The 19,492-nt window shown below is 69.7% G+C and carries 18 protein-coding genes; 7 read left to right on the forward strand and 11 right to left on the reverse strand.

Going from position 1 to position 19,492, the window contains the following annotated elements; genetic code table 11:
- Window positions 1-34: 34 nt before the first annotated feature.
- The gene (locus T8T98_RS01655) at window positions 35-184 is read left to right on the forward strand and encodes a hypothetical protein (protein WP_202388866.1); all 150 of its coding nucleotides are present in this window, start codon (window positions 35-37) and stop codon (window positions 182-184) included.
- Between the two features lie 84 nt (window positions 185-268).
- On the opposite strand, the gene T8T98_RS01660 is transcribed toward T8T98_RS01655, so the two are convergent.
- Window positions 269-1,807, reverse strand: a complete 1,539-nt coding sequence (locus T8T98_RS01660) for an alanine/glycine:cation symporter family protein (protein ID WP_160731914.1) — start codon at window positions 1,805-1,807, stop codon at window positions 269-271.
- A gap of 260 nt (window positions 1,808-2,067) precedes the next feature.
- Between T8T98_RS01660 and secE the strand changes: the two genes are divergently transcribed.
- From secE to T8T98_RS01685, 5 genes are all read left to right on the forward strand, one after another.
- Complete coding sequence (gene secE, locus T8T98_RS01665; RefSeq protein ID WP_160731915.1) at window positions 2,068-2,262, forward strand: preprotein translocase subunit SecE; 195 nt, start codon at window positions 2,068-2,070, stop codon at window positions 2,260-2,262.
- A 72-nt stretch (window positions 2,263-2,334) separates the two neighbouring features.
- Entirely contained in the window at window positions 2,335-2,871 is a 537-nt protein-coding gene (gene nusG / locus T8T98_RS01670; protein WP_160731916.1) for a transcription termination/antitermination protein NusG, read from the forward strand.
- A 218-nt stretch (window positions 2,872-3,089) separates the two neighbouring features.
- Complete coding sequence (rplK, locus tag T8T98_RS01675; RefSeq protein WP_160731917.1) at window positions 3,090-3,521, forward strand: 50S ribosomal protein L11; 432 nt, start codon at window positions 3,090-3,092, stop codon at window positions 3,519-3,521.
- Between the two features lie 4 nt (window positions 3,522-3,525).
- A complete protein-coding gene (gene rplA, locus T8T98_RS01680) occupies window positions 3,526-4,221 on the forward strand; it encodes a 50S ribosomal protein L1 (RefSeq protein ID WP_160731918.1) in 696 nt (231 codons plus the stop codon).
- A gap of 168 nt (window positions 4,222-4,389) precedes the next feature.
- Window positions 4,390-4,569: a hypothetical protein gene (locus T8T98_RS01685; protein WP_251104290.1), complete on the forward strand. Its 180-nt coding sequence runs from the start codon at window positions 4,390-4,392 to the stop codon at window positions 4,567-4,569.
- 36 nt (window positions 4,570-4,605) lie between these two features.
- Here the strand turns inward: T8T98_RS01685 and T8T98_RS01690 are convergent, their stop codons facing one another.
- Genes T8T98_RS01690 through T8T98_RS01710 form a run of 5 tightly spaced genes read right to left on the reverse strand, consistent with a single transcriptional unit; the run spans window position 4,606 to window position 8,840 of the window.
- On the reverse strand, window positions 4,606-5,517 hold the full coding sequence (locus tag T8T98_RS01690; protein ID WP_251104289.1) for a GNAT family N-acetyltransferase: 912 nt from the start codon (window positions 5,515-5,517) through the stop codon (window positions 4,606-4,608).
- Window positions 5,517-6,095: a polysaccharide deacetylase family protein gene (locus T8T98_RS01695; protein ID WP_251104288.1), complete on the reverse strand. Its 579-nt coding sequence runs from the start codon at window positions 6,093-6,095 to the stop codon at window positions 5,517-5,519. The genes T8T98_RS01690 and T8T98_RS01695 overlap by 1 nt, the downstream gene beginning before the upstream one ends.
- Before the next feature lie 9 nt (window positions 6,096-6,104).
- Window positions 6,105-6,476, reverse strand: coding sequence for a polysaccharide deacetylase family protein (locus T8T98_RS01700; protein WP_322295791.1), 372 nt, complete (start codon window positions 6,474-6,476; stop codon window positions 6,105-6,107).
- Window positions 6,477-6,511: 35 nt separating this feature from the next.
- The gene (locus tag T8T98_RS01705; RefSeq protein WP_160731922.1) at window positions 6,512-7,267 is read right to left on the reverse strand and encodes a competence/damage-inducible protein A; all 756 of its coding nucleotides are present in this window, start codon (window positions 7,265-7,267) and stop codon (window positions 6,512-6,514) included.
- 58 nt (window positions 7,268-7,325) lie between these two features.
- A complete protein-coding gene (locus tag T8T98_RS01710; RefSeq protein WP_251106007.1) occupies window positions 7,326-8,840 on the reverse strand; it encodes a flavin-containing monooxygenase in 1,515 nt (504 codons plus the stop codon).
- Window positions 8,841-8,950: 110 nt separating this feature from the next.
- Between T8T98_RS01710 and T8T98_RS01715 the strand changes: the two genes are divergently transcribed.
- Window positions 8,951-11,041: a TonB-dependent receptor gene (locus T8T98_RS01715; RefSeq protein WP_251104286.1), complete on the forward strand. Its 2,091-nt coding sequence runs from the start codon at window positions 8,951-8,953 to the stop codon at window positions 11,039-11,041.
- Here T8T98_RS01715 and T8T98_RS01720 read toward each other — a convergent pair.
- The 5 genes from T8T98_RS01720 to T8T98_RS01740 all read right to left on the reverse strand — a co-directional run bounded on the left by T8T98_RS01720 (window position 11,035) and on the right by T8T98_RS01740 (window position 19,459).
- Window positions 11,035-12,078, reverse strand: coding sequence for an ACP S-malonyltransferase (locus T8T98_RS01720; protein WP_251104285.1), 1,044 nt, complete (start codon window positions 12,076-12,078; stop codon window positions 11,035-11,037). The two genes, T8T98_RS01715 and T8T98_RS01720, sit on opposite strands and share 7 nt — an antisense overlap.
- Window positions 12,075-14,264 carry a thiamine pyrophosphate-dependent enzyme gene (locus T8T98_RS01725; RefSeq protein WP_251104284.1) on the reverse strand — a complete coding sequence of 730 codons (2,190 nt, stop codon included), beginning with the start codon at window positions 14,262-14,264 and terminating at the stop codon, window positions 12,075-12,077. Before T8T98_RS01725 ends, T8T98_RS01720 begins: the two co-directional genes overlap by 4 nt.
- Before the next feature lie 109 nt (window positions 14,265-14,373).
- Window positions 14,374-15,756, reverse strand: coding sequence for a glycoside hydrolase family 140 protein (locus T8T98_RS01730; RefSeq protein WP_322295792.1), 1,383 nt, complete (start codon window positions 15,754-15,756; stop codon window positions 14,374-14,376).
- Window positions 15,757-16,083: 327 nt separating this feature from the next.
- Window positions 16,084-17,427 carry a PepSY-associated TM helix domain-containing protein gene (locus T8T98_RS01735; protein ID WP_251104283.1) on the reverse strand — a complete coding sequence of 448 codons (1,344 nt, stop codon included), beginning with the start codon at window positions 17,425-17,427 and terminating at the stop codon, window positions 16,084-16,086.
- Between the two features lie 13 nt (window positions 17,428-17,440).
- Complete coding sequence (locus T8T98_RS01740; protein WP_251104282.1) at window positions 17,441-19,459, reverse strand: TonB-dependent receptor family protein; 2,019 nt, start codon at window positions 19,457-19,459, stop codon at window positions 17,441-17,443.
- Window positions 19,460-19,492 lie beyond the last annotated feature (33 nt).

The following is a 19,492-nucleotide window of genomic DNA, read 5'->3' on the forward strand; positions in this document are numbered from 1 at the left end:
CGGAGGGAAGATGTCAGTTCATGGAGGTAATCCCATGTCGAGCTATTCCTTCCGCAGCAGCCGTCCCGACGGGTGGGTCCAGCCCCGCCCGCACCGCGACGCCTCGCTGCGATACATGACCCACGGGCCGATCCAGCCGATGGAGGAGCCCGGATTCTTCGCCCGCCTGTTCGGGCTTCGCTGACTTACCGCAAACGCGAAGGGGGCCGGCCGCCACTGGCAGCCGGCCCCCTTTTCACGTTCGCGGCCCGCGCCGCGACCGGGCCGGTCAGTACTCTTCCGGCTCCTCCGGCGTTTCGCGGCGGAAATCGCGCCCTGCGTTGCGTTCGCCGCGCGCGAGCTTGAAGACCACGCCCGACAGCAGCGTCAGCGCGAGCAGGTTGGGCAGGACCATCGTCGCGTTCGAGATGTCGCCCAGCCGCCAGACCAGCTGCGAAGGCTGGGTCGCGCCGATGAAGATGGCCACGCACCAGATCACGCGCCAGCCGATGTGCAGCGCCTTCTCCCCGCCGCGGGTCGAGCCGGGGAACCGGTCGTAGATGAAGGTGATCGCGCGCTCGCCGTAATACGACCAGGTCAGCAGGGTCGTGAAGACGAACAGGATCAGCGCCGTGCTGGCCACCAGCGTGCCCAGCGGGATCGAGGCGATTTCGAACGGGAAGGCCGCGGCGAAGGCGCCCGAGGTGGTGACGAAGCCCGACATGGCCGTCGTCCCCAGGTCCGACTGCCAGACGTGATCGACCGGCTGGCCCTGGTAGGTGAAGTCGCCCTGGACGGTCAGGATCACCAGCGCCGTCATCGTGCAGATCACGATCGTGTCGATGAACGTGCCCAGCATGGCCATGCGGCCCTGTTGTTCCGGGTCGTCGGTCTGGGCCACGGCGTGGGCGATCGGGGTCGAGCCCTGGCCCGCCTCGTTCGAGAACAGCCCGCGCGCCACGCCGGCGCGGATCGCCAGGATGATCGCGGCCCCGGCGAAACCGCCGCTGGCGCTCTGGAAATTGAACGCGCCGGCGAAGATCCGGCCGAACGTCTCGGGCAGGTCGCCGAAGTTCAGGATCAGCGCGGTGATCGCCATGACCAGGTAGGTGGCGGCCATGAAGGGCACGATCTTTTCCGCCACGCTGCCGATCGACTTGATGCCGCCGATGATCACCACGAACACCGCGATCGCGACGATCAGGCCGCCCAGCCAGCGTTCGAAGCCGAACAGTTCGTTGAGGCCGCTGGCGACCTCGTTCGCCTGGATCGAGTTGCCCGTCACCAGCGCAGAGAACAGCGTGCCGAGGCAGAAGACGATCGCCAGCCAGGTCCACTTGGGGCCGAGGCCGAGCATGATGTAGCTCATCGGGCCGCCGCGCTGGACCCCGTCGGACGTCGTCTCGCGGTAACGGATGGCGAGGCTGCCCTCGGCGAAGGCGAGCGCCATGCCGAACAGCGCCGTGACCCACATCCAGAACACCGCGCCCGGCCCGCCGAGCGCGATCGCGGTGGCGACGCCGGCCAGGTTGCCGGTGCCGACCTGGCCCGAAAGCGCGGTGGAAAGCGCGGCGAAGGGGCTGATCTCGCCCGAACCAGACCCCTTGCGGCCAGCAAAAAGGCCGCGAATCGCGGCCCCCAGCTTGACGATCGGATAGAAACGCAGGCCGACCATGATCCACAGGCCGATGCCCAGCAGGATCACGGCCAGCGGCGGGATGGGAATCAGCTGTTCCCCGTTCCACGTGCCGCCCCAGATGAAGTCGGAAACATTGGTGACCGGTTGCACCAGTCGTTCGCCCAGCGTGGATGCCTGGCCCGTTGCCATTCGCGATATTCCCCCTAGATCCGTCAACTTGGAATAACCGGGCACGCTAGTAGCGCGCGGCACGCAAGACCAGCCCCAAGTTTCGTTTGCAACCGCCCGCGCGCATTTTCCTGTGCCTTGCTTTTGCCCGGCGCGCGGCCTAAATGCGGCGATGCTTTCCGACATCGGAGCCCACGACAGCCCCTCCCGGACTTGAACCGGGGCGGCGATGGCCCCATCCCGGAAGGCACGACAGGTTTTGCAACGGGATACGAGCACAGATGGCCAAGACGACCCCCGGTGAATTCATCCGCCAGGTCCGCAGCGAAGGCAGCAAGGTCGTGTGGCCGACTCGCGAGGAGACGGTCCGCACCGCGATCTTCGTGGGCATCATGGTCGTGCTCCTGTCGCTCTTCTTCCTCGGGATCGATTCGGCTTTCGGCGCGGTCGTGCGCTGGCTGCTGACGCTGGCTTGATACTGGGGCCCGATACTGGGGCCCGATACGGGGCCTGATACGGGCACAACACGACTGGACTTAAGGATCACAATGGCTCGCTGGTACATCATTCACGCCTATTCCGGCTTCGAGAACAAGGTGCGCGATGCGATCATCGCCGAGGCCGAGCGGCTGGGCCTGTCCGAGGCGGTCGAGGAAGTGCAGGTCCCGACCGAGACGGTGACCGAGCTGAAGCGCGGCAAGAAGGTCCAGGTCGAACGCAAGTTCATGCCCGGCTACGTCCTCGCCAAGCTGAAGATGACCGACGATGTCTATCACCTGGTCAAGAACACCCCGAAGGTGACCGGATTCCTCGGCTCGAACAACAAGCCGCAGCCGATTTCGGAGAAAGAGGCCGCGCGCTATTTCGGCGGGGTCGAGGAAGCCAAGTCCGCGCCCAAGCGCGACATCAGCGTCGATTACGAGATCGGCGACCAGGTCAAGGTGCTCGACGGCCCCTTCGCCAGCTTCAACGGCGTGGTGGAAGAGCTCGATTTCGACAAGCAGAAGGTCAAGGTCAGCGTCTCGATCTTCGGCCGCGCCACCCCGGTGGAGCTCGATTTCGAACAGGTCGAACTGGTCAAGTGATCGGGCGCGGGGCTGCCCCCGCGCCGGCCATGCATCGATGAGTTGAATTTCGAAGCGTTTGCGCCTATCGGCGCGCCTTCCCGCCCGTCCCGATTCCCCGGGGCAGGGGGAAATCCGTGCGGAAGGCCTGCATTTTCCAGCAAGCTGGGCAGGCTGCCTGACCGCTTACCATGAGCTTCGGCCCCGGGCCGGGGCGACAGTGAGAAAGGAGGCCATACGTGGCCAAGAAAATCGACGGCTATATCAAGCTGCAGGTGCCGGCTGGCGTTGCCAACCCCAGCCCGCCGATCGGCCCCGCGCTGGGTCAGCGCGGCGTCAACATCATGGAATTCTGCAAGGCGTTCAACGCCGCGACGCAGGATCTCGAAAAGAACATGCCGATCCCGACCATCATCACGGTCTACGCGGATCGCTCGTTCAGCTTCGTCACCAAGACTCCGCCCGCCAGCTTCCTGATCAAGCGCGCGGCCAAGCTCAAGTCGGGTTCGAAGGAGCCGGGCAAGGTCTCGGCCGGTACGATCAAGCGCTCGCAGCTGGCGGAGATCGCCGAAACGAAGATGAAGGACCTGAACGCGAACGACATCGATCAGGCGACCAAGATCATCGAAGGCTCCGCGCGTTCGATGGGCCTCGAAGTGGTGGAGGGCTGATCCGATGGCAAAGCTGACCAAGAAGCAGAAGACGCTGGCCGAACTCGATTCGGAAAAGCTCTACGGCGTCGACGAGGCGCTGGCCACGCTGCGCCAGTTCGCCAGCAAGAAGTTCGACGAAACGGTCGAAGTCGCGATGAACCTCGGCGTCGATCCGCGCCACGCGGACCAGATGGTGCGCGGCATGGTCTCGCTGCCTTCGGGCACGGGCAAGGACGTCAAGGTCGCGGTCTTCGCGCGCGGCGACAATGCCGAGAAGGCGACCGCCGCCGGGGCCGACAAGGTCGGTGCCGAGGACCTGATGGAAGACATGCAGAACGGCAACCTCGACTATGACCGCGTGATCGCCACGCCGGACATGATGGGCGTCGTCGGCCGTCTCGGCAAGATCCTGGGCCCCAAGGGCCTGATGCCGAACCCGAAGCTGGGCACCGTCACCCCGAACGTGGAACAGGCCGTGAAGGACGCCAAGGGCGGCCAGGTCGAATTCCGCGTCGAGAAGCAGGGCATCATCCATAGCGGCATCGGCAAGCTGTCGTTCAACGACGAGGACCTGAAGAAGAACTTCAAGGCGCTGACCGACGCGGTCGTGAAGGCCAAGCCGAGCGGCGCCAAGGGCAAGTACGTGCGCAAGGTCTCGCTGACCAGCACGATGGGCCCGGGCCTCAAGCTCGACCTGGGCGAAGTCGAAGGCGCCTGATCCTTCGGACTGCCACGCAAAAGGGGCCGGGAAGAGGATATCTTCCCGGCCCTTTTTCGTTCGGGCGGGGCCGTTCGCGTTCGCGCCGGGCGCCGCCCGGCCGGCCGGGGCGGAAAGATTGCCCCGCTCGCGCGTTGCCCGGGGGAAGAGCTTTCAAGGAGCAAACCCATGGGTAATTTCTGGGCCGTTGCCCTCGTCGCGGGCCCGATCCTTCTCCTCGCCGTGGCGATCTACGTCTGGGCGCGGAACCGCCAGGCGAGCCGCGGCACGGTCGCCCGGTCCGAACGCGGCGCGCGCGAACTGCGCGAAGACCTGGAGGACAAGCAGGACCGGACGGTCGATCTCTAGCCGTGGCCCCGACGCCCGGCCCCGGGCAGGCGCGCGCTAGCGCTTGAGCAGGCGCCGCGCGCCCGACAGCGCGCCGCTGCGCCGGGCGAGCGCCCTGGCCCGCGCGACCGAGCGGTCGAACGCCTCGAGCGCGCCCAGCAGCAGGCGGTTGGAAGCCTGCCGGCGCAGGAGCAGGAAGCTCGCGGCTTCCACCGAGGCGGTGCCGAACAGCGCCTTGTGCGCGCCTTCCCCCTCGGTGAAATCGAAATAGGCGAAGCGTTCCTCGGCGAAGAGCCGTTCGAGCGCGGCGAGCTGCAGCACGGTGCCGGGCGAAAGCGGCGCGTCGGCCGGGTCGTAGCCGAGCCAGGCATAGACCAGCGTGCGCCCCTCGACCGGCAGGCACAGGTAGCTCGACGGGCGGCCGGCGCGATGGAGCAGGAAGCAGCGCAGCCGGTCCTCGCCCGCCGCGGCGCGCAGCGCGGCCAGGCGATCGGCGTCTTCGGGCAGCCCGGCGTCGAGATGGCGGCCCTGGTAGGTCTTGCGCGAGAGCGGCAGCGCGGCGGCGATGAACCGGTCGAACCCGTCGGCCCCGCGATATTCGCGCAGGTCCAGCGTGCCGCCGTCGTCCGCCGCGAACTTGCGCAGCTTGCGCCGCAGGGTGGAACGCGTCTTGCCCGAGAAACCGGCCATGTAGCGTTCGAACCCGCCCTCCATCGCGATGTAGTGCCGGCGGTAATGCTGTACGCCGCCCGGGATCATGTCGCGATGGGCCGCGATCGTGCCCGCGACCGTCGCCGCCGGGGCCGAGAGGACGCGGTAGCCGTCGGCGTCGTCCGCCAGCGGGGGCAGGGGCGCCGCCTCGCCCGCGACGAGCCGGTCCAGCCGGTGGCCGACCACCATCAGCCGCCGCGGCACGGCCAGCAGCTGGCGCGAACCGACGACGAAGCGCACCGGGGTCTCGCGCAGCATCAGCGCGCGCCGTAAAGCCGGTTGGACACGAACTGTTCGGCCAGGCGCAGCCCCTCGCGCAGCCCGGCGGCGGGCAGGACGGGGCGCGGTTCCTGCCGGGCGGAGGGACGCGGCGGATGGCTGGCGTAAGTGCCGCTTTCGACCCCCTCCATCGCGGCGATCCCGCGGCACAGGCGTTCGAAACGGTGGCGCACGACCCGGTTGACCCGCGCCCGCGCGCGGCACAGCAGCTCGAAACTGTGCGAGACCATGGTGAAGCTCGACAGGCCGTGATCGCGCGCGTGGCGGATCGCGGCGAGCATCTCGCGCGCGGAGATCGCGGTCACCTGGGCATGGCGCAGGCCGCCGCCGAACGTGCGGATGCAGCCCACCGGAACTTCCGTCACCCCGCAATGGCGCACCGGGCGGCGATCGTCGCGGCCGAGCGAGATCCGGCAGGCCCCGCCCGCGATCCCGGGCGTGTGGCTGCTGTCGTAGTGCAGGCCCAGGTGGGCGAGCGCGCGCAGGGTATCGTCGTTGGCGCCGTAATTGCCGGCGCGAAAGGCGACCGGCGCCGGCGCGCCCGCGGCGACCAGCACGCCGCGCGCCTAGTCGAGGATCGCGCATTGCCGTTCGAACGGGAAATCGGCGATGTTCTGCCCGGTCGCGCCGAAGCGATTGTTCGCGCCCGCGAGCGCGAGCCATTCGGTGTGGCAGTGGAGCTGGACCTCGTGCCCGGCCGCGACGATCGGGCCGACGATGTCGGATATCGCCTCCTGCCCCCAGAGGAGCGCGGGCATCGGGTCGACGAAGAACACCCCCTTCAGCCCGTGGCGGTCCATCAGGGCCATCTTGTAGAACAGGCCCGCCGGGCCCGAGGGCGTTTCGCAGGCGATCGAGCGCGCGAAGTTCTCCGCCCGCCCGCGCGCGGCCAGGCTGGCGGCATATTCGGTGTCGATCGTGATGAAAACCGCGGTCATGCGCGGCGCAATAGGGGATCGGGGTTAAAACGCGGTTAGATGCCGCCCGGGGTGAAATCGAAGCCCAGTTCGCCCAGCCCTTCGCACAGCGTGTGCAGGCAGCTTTGCAGCGCGTCGGCGTCGGTCGAACGGATCACGAAGTTCGCCCCGACCCGCCCTTCGCGAAAGAAGGGGTAGCTGCCGATCTGGCAGTTCTCGTGCGCCTTCTCGACCTCGCGCAGAAGCACGGCGACTTCGCTTTCGGGGATATAGCCGCCGACCGTCTCGCTCAGCAGCGGGGCCCCGCCTTCCAGCGTGCCGGTCAGCGAATCGAGCATCTGCGCGGCGATGTGCGGCACGCCCGCCATCATGCGGATATTGCCGATCGCGATGCCCGGCGCGCCCGACATGCGGTTGGGGATCAGCTCCGCCCCTTCGGGCACGCGCGCCATGCGCAGCCGCCCTTCGGTCAGCCCGCCCTTGTCGGCGTAATAGCGTTCGAGGATCGCGCGCGCCTGGGGGTGGATCACGACCGGCACGCCCAGCGCGGCGGCGATCGCATCGACGGTGATGTCGTCGTGCGTCGGGCCGATCCCGCCGGTGGTGAACAGGTAATCGTTCGCCGTGCGCAGGGCATCGACCGCCTCGACGATCCGTTCGATCACGTCGGGCACGACGCGCACTTCGGCCAGGCGAATGCCCTGGACCTGCAGCCACGAGGCGACTTGCGCGATATTGCGGTCGTGGGTGCGGCCCGAGAGGATCTCGTCGCCGATCACGACCAGCCCGGCGGTATAGATGCGCTCGCTCATGGCCCGCGGGGGTATTCGATTGCCCGTCGCTGTGCCAGCCCCAAGGGCCCCGCGCGGCCTATTCGGCCGCCTCCAGCTGCCGTTCGCGCGCGCCGGCCAGGTCGTTCCCCGCGCGGCCGAAGGCGATGATCCCGTCGTCCACCGGGTCTTGCGCCATGCGCTTGCGGTCGGTGACGTATTCCTGGTTCAGCCGCCAAGGATAGGCGACCGCGTTGCGCGGCATGATGTGTTTCGAACGCTGGATATAGCCGGAAGAGAAATCGAAGATGTCGTCTTCCTCCAGCGCGGCCTCGTCCGCGGCGGTCAGCACCGGCACCGCGACATCGGCCCCGCGCCGCTCCATCTCGTTCAGCAGGCGGCAGACATATTCGGAATTGAGGTCCGCCCGCAGCGTCCAGCTGGCGTTGAGATAACCGAACACCACCGCCAGGTTGGGCAGGTTCGAGAACATGCATCCCTTGTAATAGAACCGCTGCGCGAAATCGACCGGCGCGCCGTCCTGGCTGAAGGCGATCTTGCCCGCGATCGCCAGGCGCAGGCCGGTCGCGGTCACGACCACGTCGGCCGGCAGGACTTCGCCGTCTTCCAGTTCCACCCCGCCTTTCACGAAGCGCGCGATGCGCCCGGTGCGGATCGCGGCATCGCCGCGCTTCATCGCTTCGAACAGATCGTTGTCGGGCACCAGGCACAGGCGCTGGTCCCACGGATTATAGGGCGGGGTGAAGTCGGCCGGGTCGTAAGGCGCGTCGCCGAAGACCCTGGCGATCCGCTTGTGCAGGAACTGCTTGACCTTCTCGGGCCGCGTGCGCGCGCGGCGAAAGCCGATGTCCTGCATCTTGATGTTCTTCCACCGGGTGATGCGATAGGCCAGCTCTTCGGGCAGGACCCGGCGCAGGAAATTGGCGACCGCGTCCTTCGCCGGGCGCGAGAACATCCAGGTCGGCGTGCGCTGCAGCATCGTGACGTGCCCCGCGCGCTTCGCCATCGCCGGGACCAGCGTGACCGCGGTCGCGCCCGATCCGATCACGACCACGCGCTTGCCATCGTAATCGAGATCGTCGGGCCAGAACTGGGGATGGACCACCCGGCCCTCGAACTCGCCGAAATCGAACCCGGGATCGTAAGGCTGGTCGTAATCGTAGTAGCCCGAACCGAGGTAGAGGAAGCGCGCCGTCATCCGCGTGGTCGTGCCGTCGTCGAGCGCGATCTCGACGTGCCAGCGCGCCTCGTCCCCGCGCCAGTCGGCGGCGACGACGCGGTGGCCGAAGCGGATGTGATCGCGAATGCCGCGCTCGTCCACGATCCGGTTCAGGTAATCGAGGATCGCCGGGGCATCGGCGATCGATTTCTCGTGCTTCCATGGTTCGAAGTTGAAGCCCAGCGTGTGCATGTCGCTGTCGGAGCGGATGCCGGGGTAGCGGAACAGGTCCCAGGTGCCGCCCAGGTTCGCGCGCCGCTCGACGATCGCGTAGCTGCGCTGCGGACAGTGCATTTCCAGGTGCGCGGCCATGCCGATGCCGGAGATTCCGGCACCGACGATCAGGACCTCGTGGTCCGGCGGTGTTGCTAGCATGGCATCCTCTCTCCTCTTGACGCGAACGTAAATCATCCCGTCGCGATTGGCGAGTCCCGATGGCAATTTGAAACTGACTGGGCCCGCGCGATCGGCTAGGGGCCCGCCCCATGCCCGTTACCATTTCCGTTCGCACCGCCGCGCTCGCCGCCCTCTGTTCGCTCCCCGTCGCCTGGCCCGCGTCCGCGCAGGAGGCGCCCGATCCGCAAGAGGCCGAATCCGCGCCCGCTGCGTCGGATGGGACCGGGCCGGATGAACGGGCAAGGCGGCGCGAGATCGTGGTCCACGGCTTCGGCCTCGATCCCACGCCCGCCGCGCCGGCCTACGACAGCCTGGAAATCGGCCGCGCGCAGATCCTCGCCGCGCCTTCGGGCCGGATCGAGGACGTGCTGGGCGCGGTCGCCGGCTTCCAGCAGTATCGCCGGTCGGACAGCCGCTCCTCCAACCCCTCTGCCCAGGGGGTGACCTTGCGCGCGCTGGGCGGCAACGCGACCAGCCGCGCGCTCGTCACGCTCGACGGGGTGCCGATGGCCGATCCCTTCTTCGGCTACATCCCGCTCAGCGCGATCGCGCCGGACCGCCTCGGCGCAGTGCGCGTCGCGCGCGGCGGCGGGTCCGGCCCGTTCGGCGCGGGCGCGTTGGCCGGGCGGATCGAGCTGGAGAGCGCCGACCCGCGCGCGCTCGCGCCGCTATCCGCCTCGCTGCTCGCCAACGATCGGGGGGAGACGGAGGCGAGCCTCGGCCTCGCGCGCGAACTGGGCGCGGGCTTCGTCGTCGCCGATGCGCGGTGGGACCGGGGCAAGGGGTTCTACACCACGCCTGCCGACCAGCGCGTTCCCGCCACCGCGCGCGCGGCGTTCGATTCGTGGTCCGCCGCGCTGCGCGGGGGCGCGCCGCTGGGGGAGGCGGTCGAGCTGCAGGCGCGGATGCTGGTCTTCCGCGACGATCGCACATTGCGCTTCGACGGGGCCGATTCGTCGAGCGAGGGGCAGGATGCGAGCCTGCGGATCGTGGGCCGGGGGGCCTGGCAGTTCGAGGCGCTCGGCTATGTCCAGGCGCGCAATTTCTCCAACGTCGTGATCAGCTCCAGCCGCTTCACCCGCGTGCTGGATCAGCGCAAGACCCCGTCCACCGGCCTTGGCGGCAAGTTCGAACTGCGCCCGCCGATGGGGCGGGACCATGTCCTGCGGCTGGGGCTCGACTATCGCCGCGCCTCGGGCGAGTTGCAGGAAGAAGCCTATAGCGCCTTCTCCGGCGCGCTGACCGAACGGCGCCGCGCGGGCGGGACCAACAGCGATCTCGGCCTGTTCGCGGAAAACGACTGGACCGCGGCCCCCGGCCTCGTGCTGACCGGCGGCCTGCGGCTCGACCGGACGACGGTGTCCGACGGGTTCTACCGCGCGCGCGACGCGGCCGGCGCGGTGGTGGAAGAAACGATCGCGCCCGACCGTGCGGACTGGACCCTGGGCTGGCGCGCCGGCGCGACCTATGCCGCCGATCCGCGCCTGCGCCTGCGCGCGGCGGCCTATACCGGGCTGCGCCAGCCGACGCTGAACGAGCTTTACCGCCCCTTTGTCGTCTTCCCGGTGGTGACGCAGGCCAATGCCGCGCTCGACAACGAGCGGCTGGAGGGGTTCGAGGCGGGGATCGACCTGGCCCCGGCCGAAGGGATCGAGATCGCGCTGACCGCCTTCGACAACCGGGTCGAAGGGGCGATCGCCAATGTCACCCTGGCCCCCAACCTGCGCCAGCGGCGCAACCTGCCCGCGATCGAGGCGCGCGGGGTCGAAGGCGGGCTGGCGGTAACGCGCGGCGACCTGCGGCTCGACGCGACGGTCGCCTATACCGATGCCGCAGTCGAAGGGCGCGGCCCCTCGGCCGATCTCGACGGCAATCGCCCGGCGCAGACCCCGCGCTGGGCCGCCGGCGCCTCGCTCGCCTGGACCCCCGCGCCCGGCTGGGTCCTCGGCGCCTCGCTGCGCCACGTCGGCGCGCAGTTCGAAGACGACCGCGAGAGCGAGGTCCTGCCCGCGGCGACCACGCTGGGCGCCTATGCCCAGGTGCCGCTGACCGGCCGGCTCGCGCTGGTCCTGCGGGGCGAGAACCTGACGGACGAAACGGTGGTGACGCGCAGCTCGGGCGGCAATATCGATCTCGGCGCGCCGCGCACGCTGTGGGCGGGCCTGCGCTGGGGTTACTGACCGGCGGCGAGCGGGCGCTGTTCGGCAAGCCCCATCGACACCAGCAGCGGCTCTTCCCCCTGCCGCGCCTTGAACGCGGCCTTGTCGCCCATGCCGCGCCAGCCGGCGAGCACCAGCGACTGCGCCACCGCGCCGCCCAGCGTCGTGCCCGGGCCGGTGACGATGAACATGTCGGGCGCGAATTCGCGCGCGGCGACGGTGATCGCGCGGGTGAAGTCGTAACTGCGCGTGACCTGGTGGCCCAGGGTATAGTCGCGCAGCGCCCCCGCATCGGTCGCGCCGGGCCACCAGATCGCCCCGCGCCCGTCGATCATCGGCAGTGCGGGCTGGGCGAACAGGCCGGGGCCCAGCGCCGCGCGCCCGCGCGCCGCCACCGGTTCCTGCAAGGCGGTGTGGAAGGCCGCGTGATTGCCCAGCCGCATCGGGAAACGCCCGTCGACCGGCTCGACCGCGCGTTCGAACGCTTCCAGCCCGGCGGCGTTGCCGGCCAGCACCAGCATTCCGCCCAGATCGATCGACAGCGCCAGTGTGTGGCCCGCGCGCGCGCCGATCTCCGCCACCATGGCCAGCAATTGCGCCTTGCGCGCCGGGTCGGGCCGCCAGTCCTCGCCCAGGAAGGGGTGGACCAGCTGGCCGCCGATCAGCGCCTCCTGCATCAGCGTGCCCATCGTGTTGGCGATGGCGAAACCGTCTTCGGGCGATGTCGCCCCGGCGCAGGCGAGCGCCGAATACCAGCCCATCGAATTGCCGGTGACGGCGACGATCTCCACCCGGTCGCGGTCGATCGCGAGAAAATCGCCCAGCGTCGCGGCGTAGATCAGGGCGGAGGCATTGTCGCCGCGGGTATGGCGCGCGAGGCTGAACCGCTCCGCCCCGTCGAGCGCGCTCAGGCTGTCCTGCCCGGCCGCCTCGCGTTGCGCGTCGAAGGCCGCCAGCAGGCGGGCATCGGGGAAATGGCGGGCGAGATAGCCCAGCTCCGCCTTGTTGTAGGTGCCGCGGCCCGGGCACACGACCACGGCGGTCCTGCGCCGGCTCATGCCGCGTCCCCCGTCAGCGCCCGCGCCGCGGCGACGATCCCCTCCACGCCCGGCATCGTCGCGGCATAGGCCGGGCCGGTGGGGATGAAGCTGTCCTCCGCACAATAGCGCGCATGCGGCCTGCCGCCGCGTTCGGCCATCAGCGCCATCAGCGCTTCGGCCAGGCCGCCGGTGCGCCGCGTCTCGTCCACCACCAGGACCCGCGCGGCATCGCCGATCGCGTCGATCAGGGCATCGGCGGGCAGGGGATTGAGCCAGTGCAGGTCGATCACCCGGCTCGCGATTCCCGACTCCGCCAGCCGCTTCTGCGCCTGGAGCGAGAGGTGCAGGCCGTTGGCATAGCTGACGATGGCGAGATCGCGCCCGTCGCCGTGGGTGGTCACTTCGCCCAGCGCGATCCGTTCGTCCGGGGCGGGATAGCGGCGCAGCCACAGGCCGTCGCCCGGCTCGTGCAGGTCGCGCATCGGGTAGAGCGCGATCGGTTCGAGGAACACGACCAGCCGCTGTTCCTCCCGCGCCAGCCGCACGCATTCGCGCAGCAGCCTGGCCGCGTCGGCCCCGTTGGAGGGGCAGCACAGGATCACGCCCGGCACGTCGCGCAGCGCGGCGAAGGAATTGTCGTTGTGGAAGTGCCCGCCGAACCCCTTCTGATACCCGAGGCCGGCGATCCGCACGACCATCGGGTTGGTGTATTGCCCGTCCGAAAAGAACGGCAGCGTCGCCCCTTCGCCGCGGATCTGGTCTTCGGCGTTGTGGTAATAGGCGAGGAACTGGATTTCCGGGATCGGCAGGAAGCCGTTGTGCGCCATCCCGAGGCCGAGGCCGAGGATCGACTGTTCATCGAGCAGGGTATCGATCACCCGCGCCCGGCCGAAGCGCTGGCCCAGTTTCTGCGTCACGCCATAGACGCCGCCCTTGGCGCAGATGTCTTCCCCCATCAGCGCGATCTCGCGGTGTTCCAGCATCAGGTCGGTCAGCGCCCAGTTGATCAGGCGGCTCATGATCTGGGGGCTTTCCATCGCCTTCAGGTCGGCCCCGAAGGCGTCCGCGCGCGCTTCGGCCGAAGGGCCGTTGCCGGGCGCGTTCGTGCGCGCGGGCGGGACCAGGCTGGCCATGACCTCGCCCGCCGTTTCCAGCCGCGGGCGGGTGACCGCCTCGGCCCGCACGCGCTCGACCCGTTCCAGCGTCTCCTCGTAGATCGCCAGCGCCTCGGCCGGGGACAGCGCGCCCGCCGCGTCCAGCAGGCGGACCGAGTGGAGCAGCGGGTCGTTCGCTTCCTCGGCCTCGACCTCGTGCCGGGCCATGTAGGTCGTCGGCATGTCGGCCCCGGCATGGCCGTAGAGGCGCACGGTGCGGACATGGAGGAAGGCCGGCTTGCGCCGCGTGCGGACATATTCCGCCGCCGCGCGGGCGGTGGCATATGTGTCGTAGATGTCGAGCCCGTCGCAGGCGAAATAGCCGAGGCCGGGGCGGTTCGCGAAACTGGCGGCGATCCAGCCCGCCGGGGTCCTGGTCGAAATGCCGATCCCGTTATCCTCGCACACCCACAGCAGCGGCATCGGCACGTTCTGGAACGCGGTCCAGCAACTGGTGTTGATCGCCCCCTGCGCGGTCGAGTGGTTGGCGCTGGCATCGCCGAAACTGCACATGACGATGGCGTCGTCGGGCAGGGCCTGGTGCTCGGGCCTTACGCGGCGGGCCGGGCCGATCGAATAGGCCGCGCCGACCGCCTTGGGCAGGTGGCTGGCAATGGTCGACGTCTGCGGCGGGATATTGAGCGCCTTCGAGCCCAGGACCTTGTGCCGCCCGCCCGAGATCGGGTCTTCGCGCGAACAGGCGAAGCTCAGCAGCATGTCCCACAGGATCGACTGGCCGGGCACCTGGTTGGCGCGCTCTATCTGGAACGCGGCATCGCGGTAATGGAGGAAGGCCATGTCGCTGGGCCGCAGCGCGGCGGCGACCGCCGCCATCCCCTCGTGGCCGGAAGAACCGATGGTATAGAACCCTTCGCCCGCCGCCTGCATCCGCCGGCTGACGATATCGAGCGCGCGCGTCAGGCACCCCGAACGATAGAGCTGCACCGCCGCCTGCGGCTCCAGCGGCCCGCCCGGCGCCCGCCCCTGCGGAAGGTCCCCCGCGGCCACCCGGCGCAGGAAGTTCTCATGCACGATCGAAGCGCGATCCATGGCCGCGGTGCTAGCCCCTTTGCCGCAAAAGAAAAGGGGGCGTGAAGGCGTGTCGCCCCCGGTGCCGGCGCTGGCGCGGGGCGGCCCGGGGCGGCCCGGGGCGGGGGGGCTAGGGCGATCCCTCTCGCTCGGTCTCGGCTTCGAGAACCAGGACCCAGTCCTCCCCTTCGCCGCTGGACGGCGGCACGAACCCCTGGATGCCCTGGCTCTGTTCGGTGCGGAACGGGTACTTCGCCCCATAGCGCGGATCGAACCAGGTCTGCGTGTGCATGCCGCCTTCCAGTTCGCCGAGGTCGAGGGTGAACGGTTCGCCCCGGGGCGAATAGACGATGATCCTCGACCCGTCGGCCGCGCGTGCAGCGCGCAGCTTGGCAGGGCCATGCATCGGGCCGTCCAGGATCAGGTCCTGTCGCGGCTCGAGCAGGTGAAACCGGTGTTCTTCCATGAAGCGGCGGAGCAGGCCCATCTGGCGCGCGCCGGGGTCTTCGATCGCATCGTGCCAGGGCCGGTTCGCGCCGATCGCGGGTTCGCGGCCCGGGGCCCACATCTGCCAGACGTTGTTGTTGCCGTAGGTATGTCCGGCCGCGCCAGCCATCACCGACCACCACGCCGCCTGTCGCACGTCGTCGTCGTCGAACCGCAGCCGCGGGTCATGGCCCCGGTTGTAGAATCCTACCGGGATACCTTCGTAACGGGGTTCCCCGTCGATGACCGGGCGCCTCGGGCGCAGCGCCAGGTCGTTTTCGACGTAGAGGCCCGTATCGAAATCGCGCGCCGCGTGCGAGGATTGGTTCATGTAGAAATCCAGCCACGGGGCATTGCGCACCTGGGCCGACGACAGGCCGGGACCGCGCGGATGGAAGGTGACGAGGTTCCGTCCGCCGTCGCCCTCGGCAATGCCTTTCGCCATGGCATCGATGATCGAACGCTCGTTGGCGGATCGCACGTTCGAATCCCCGCCCAGTATCCAGATGATGCCCGCGTCGCGGTATCGCCGGCCGAGGAAGCGCCCGTAGGCCCGGGCGTTCTCGGGCGTGAAAATCTGCGAATCGCCATCGCGCCAGTAACGGCCCCACGATGGCAGGAGGCCGACCGTCAGCCCCAGGGCATTGGCCCGCGCGATGACGTGGTCGACATGGGCGAAGTAGGCCTCGTTCGGGGTCGCCGGGTCGCGGTTCAGCAGCGGCAGCTCGCCATAGGCGTTCGGCTCGTCCAGCCCCCTCAGTTCGGCCAGGGCCACCGCCTGGATGACGTTGAAGCCCTTGTCGGCGCGATCGCGAAGATAGCGTTCGGCCTCTTCGCGGGTAAGCCGATGGAACAGGGCCCAGGCCGTGTCGCCGAGGTAGAAGAACGGCTTGCCGTCTTCGGTCTGCAGATGGCGCTGGTCCGGCGCGATCTCGATCCGGCCCTGGGCCTGGGCCTCCGGCCCCGGATGCAGCGCGGCCAGCGCCGCCGCGACGAGCCCCGATCGCAGTGAAAGCAGTTTCGACAAGTCGTTCCTCCCCGTTTTTCGCGAAAGGTAACCGGTGTCATCACCTATGTCCAGATCGCTGCCCATCGCCGGCGACGACCCGGCGGGCGGCGGGCGCGCAAACCGCTTTCCTACAGGGCCGCGCGCTTGCTAGCCCTTGTGCAATCGGTCTTTCGCATCGTTGGCTATCCGCTTTGTCGTCCGCCCGGCCCGAAGGTCACACGGGGGCGCCGGTCCCGGTCCGGTATCGGCCCGAAGGTCACATCGGTTCGCGCCGGGGGCTGTGTAACCTGCGGGAAAGGCGAGGCTTTTCTCGCAAGGTCACGCTTTCGATACGTGTGTTATGCGTCACGCGCTGGCGACCCTTCGCTTCACGCGCCAGGCGGTCGTCGCGCGGTCGAGTATCAGGACCGCCACGAGCGAGAGGGCGAACAGCGGCAGGAGGATCGCGAGGGCGATCACCAGTGCCCGCAGGCCCCAGCCGGCGCGGTGTTCGACCCGTGGCGGCGCGGCGAGCTGGCCGCGCGGGCGGCGCTTCCACCACATCCACGCGCCGAGCAGGCTGACCGCGATCAGCGCGATCGCCGTCGCCAGCCCGATCAGCTGGTTGGGAAGGCCGAACAGCTGCCCTTCGTGCCAGGCGATGCCATAGCCGACCGCGCGGTCGATCGGGTGCTTGTCGGCAAAGCCGCGGCGCCCGGTCTCCGCCCCGGTCGCGGGATCGTAAGTCACCGTCAGCGCGCGCGGCCGGTTCTGCGTCATCGAAGTGGCCGTCCACTCGTTGCCGGTCGGCGGGCCGAAGGCCTGCGGCGCATGGGGCGGCAGGACGAGAGCGGGGAAGGCCAGCCGCTCCTCCCGGGCCCGCGCGACGAAGGCGGAGAGGGGCAGGGTGCCCCCGGGCGCGGCCCCCGTCGCCGCGGGCACCTTCGCCGCGGGGGCCGCGGGGCCGTGGGCATGGTCGTGAGCCTGGGCGGGGGCGGCCCCGCTGCCGATCTTCCACTCCTGCGGCCCTTCGACCAGGCCCAGCTCCGCCCGCGCCCACTTGAACGCGCTGCCCCAGACCCCGGCCCAGGGCAGCCCGCTGGCGAGCATGACCAGCACCAGCCCCGCGATCCAGAAGCCGGTCACCCGGTGGATGTCGCGCAGCAAGGGCCGCCCGCGCAGCGAGAGCCGGGGCCACAGCGTGCCCGCCGCGCGGAAGGGGCGCGGCCACCACAGGTAGAGGCCGCTGACGATCAGCACGATCGTCCAGCTCGCGGCCAGTTCGACCAGCCGGTCGCCCCAGGTGCCCATCAGCAGCGAGCCGTGCAGCCGTGCCACGGTGGGCGAGATGCGCCCCTCCGGCGCCAGCGTGCCGAGCACGTCGCCGGCGGGGGACACGAAGACCTCCGCCGCTTCGCCGGAGGGGAGGGTGAGCCTGACCATCGCCGCGTCGCCGGCCCGTTCGGGCAGGCGATAGTGGACGAAGCGGCTTCCCGGGTGCGCGGCGAGCGCGGCGGCGAGCTGCGCGTCGGGCGAGACCGGCGCCCCGCCGGCCGGGCCGTGATAGGCCCGTTCCTCCCACCGGTCGATCTGGGGCTTGAACAGGTAGATCGCGCCCGTGACCGAGAGGAGGAGGACGAAGGGCAGGACGAGCAGGCCGGCATAGAAATGCCATCGCCATACCCTGCGATAGAGCGCCGGATCGGCCATCGTCGCCTCCCCCCTAGAACCGCGCGCGAAGGCCGCCGAAGACGGCGCGGCGCTCGACCGGGTAGAAGATCGCGGACGCGGGCGTCGCGGTGATCGCCGCGCTGATGTCTCCCACCGCCGTCTCGCCCAGCAGGTTGCGCGCATCGAGGAACAGGTCGATCCCCTCGGCCACGGTCGCGCCGGCGGTCAGGCCGACGAGGGCATAGCTGTCCACTCGCAGGCTGTTGGTATAGTCGGCCCAGGCCCCGCGCGGGACCCATTCGACGCTGGGGGCCAGGTGCAGGGCATCGGTGCCGAGGCGCAGCTCCGCGCGGTAGAGGTGCTCGGGCACCACGGGCAGGCGGTTGTCGCCGTACTGCGCATCGTCGATGAAGCGAAAGTCGCTGTACTGGTAGATCTGCCGCAGCCGGGCCCAGGGCGCGAGATCGAGCGACAGCGCCGCCTCGATCCCCTGGTGCCGCGTCTCGCCCGCGTTGAAGGTGGCGGCGGGGATGTCGGGCCCGATGTCGAACTGCAGCAGTTCGCCCTCCAGGTCGGCGCGGTAGAGGCTGAGATCCCACTGCACGATCCCGCGCCGGCCGCGCGTGCCGGCCTCCAGCGTCCAGGCGCGCTGCGGGTCGAGATCGACGAAGCCGGCGATCTGGGCCAGTTCGATGAAGCCGGGAAACTCGACCGAGCGGCTGTAGTTGGCGAAGACCTGGACGCCCGGCGCCGGCTCGTAGAGCAGGCCGAAGCGGGGGGAGAACGCGTCGTAGTCCGCCCGCCCGGTGACATCGACCGCGCCGCCCATGAAGGCGTTGTAGCGCAAGTGCTGCCGGCGGTAGCCGTCGGCATAGACCCCGCCGGCGATCAGTTGCAGCGCGTCGAGCGGGCGATAGCGGACTTCGCCGTAGACGCTGGCGCTGCGCGCGTCCTGGTCGGCATCGAAGGTCAGATCGCCGCGCTCGCCCTCGAGGTTGACGAAGCGCTTGGACCGGGTGTCGCCGAAACGCGCCTCCCCGCCCAGGGTCAGGGCGAAGCGACCGGCCGCGTAGTCGAAGCGCGCATAGACTCCCCGGTCGAGCGATTCCTGGTCCACGACCTGGAAGATCGGGTGGTAGAGCGACTTGGCATTCACGAACACGCCGGCATCGACCTGTCCCCCGTCGAGGCGCAGGCGGGTGCGGTTCTGCAGGCGCAGCGAATCGATGTCGCGCGCCATGTCGCCGGCGAAGTTGCCCGTCTCCGGCGCCGTGCGCACCGTTTCGAGGTCCAGCGCGCCGGGCAGTTCCTGGTTGATGTTGTTGACGCTGGCGTAGAAGCGCGTCTCGACCCGCTCGGCCAGGCCGATCCCGGCATTGCCGTGGAAGCGGAACGATCGGCGCGCGGCATGGTCGCGGTCGCCGTCCGACCGGTCGAAGGCGACTGCGGCCCAGGCATCGCCCGCCCCGGCCTCGAGCCCGGCGGAGGCGAGCGCGCGAACGGTGTCGAAGCTGCCGGCATCGGCGCGCAGGTAGAGGCCGCCGGCCGTCTCGCCGGTCGGCGTCACCCCGTTGATCGCGCCGCCCAGCGTGCCCGAGCCGAAGCGCAGCGCATTCGCCCCACGATAGACCTCAAGGTGGTCGAAGAAGATCGGGTCCAGTTCCTGGAAGTCGCCGTTGTCGTCGGCGAGGTTGATCGGCACCCCGTCCTGCAACAGCGTGATCCCGCGCATGTGGTACCCGCGCGAGAGGCCGGAACCGCGGATCGAGATGCGCACTTCCTGGCCGTAGCGCGGCTGGAGATAGACGCCGGGCGAGAAGGCGATCACGTCGCGCAGCGAGACGGGCGACTTGTCGGCGTAATCCTCGTGCGTGACGACGTCGGTGCCCCCGGGCGTGGCGTCGGCGCGGTCCTGCGCCGCGTCGGCCGCGCGGGCGCCGGTGACGATGATCGTGCGGCCCTCGGCCCCCCCGGCGCCTTCCGCGGTCGCGGTTTCGGTGGCGGTTTCGGCGTGGGCGGGCAGGGCGAAGCAGGCGAGCGATGCCGCGAGGGTAATGCGTGAAATGGTCATGGTTCGGCTATCCTGGAAGAAAGGGAGCGAGGA

The organism is Pelagerythrobacter marinus, assembly GCF_034375205.1.
Lineage (GTDB): Bacteria > Pseudomonadota > Alphaproteobacteria > Sphingomonadales > Sphingomonadaceae > Pelagerythrobacter > Pelagerythrobacter marinus.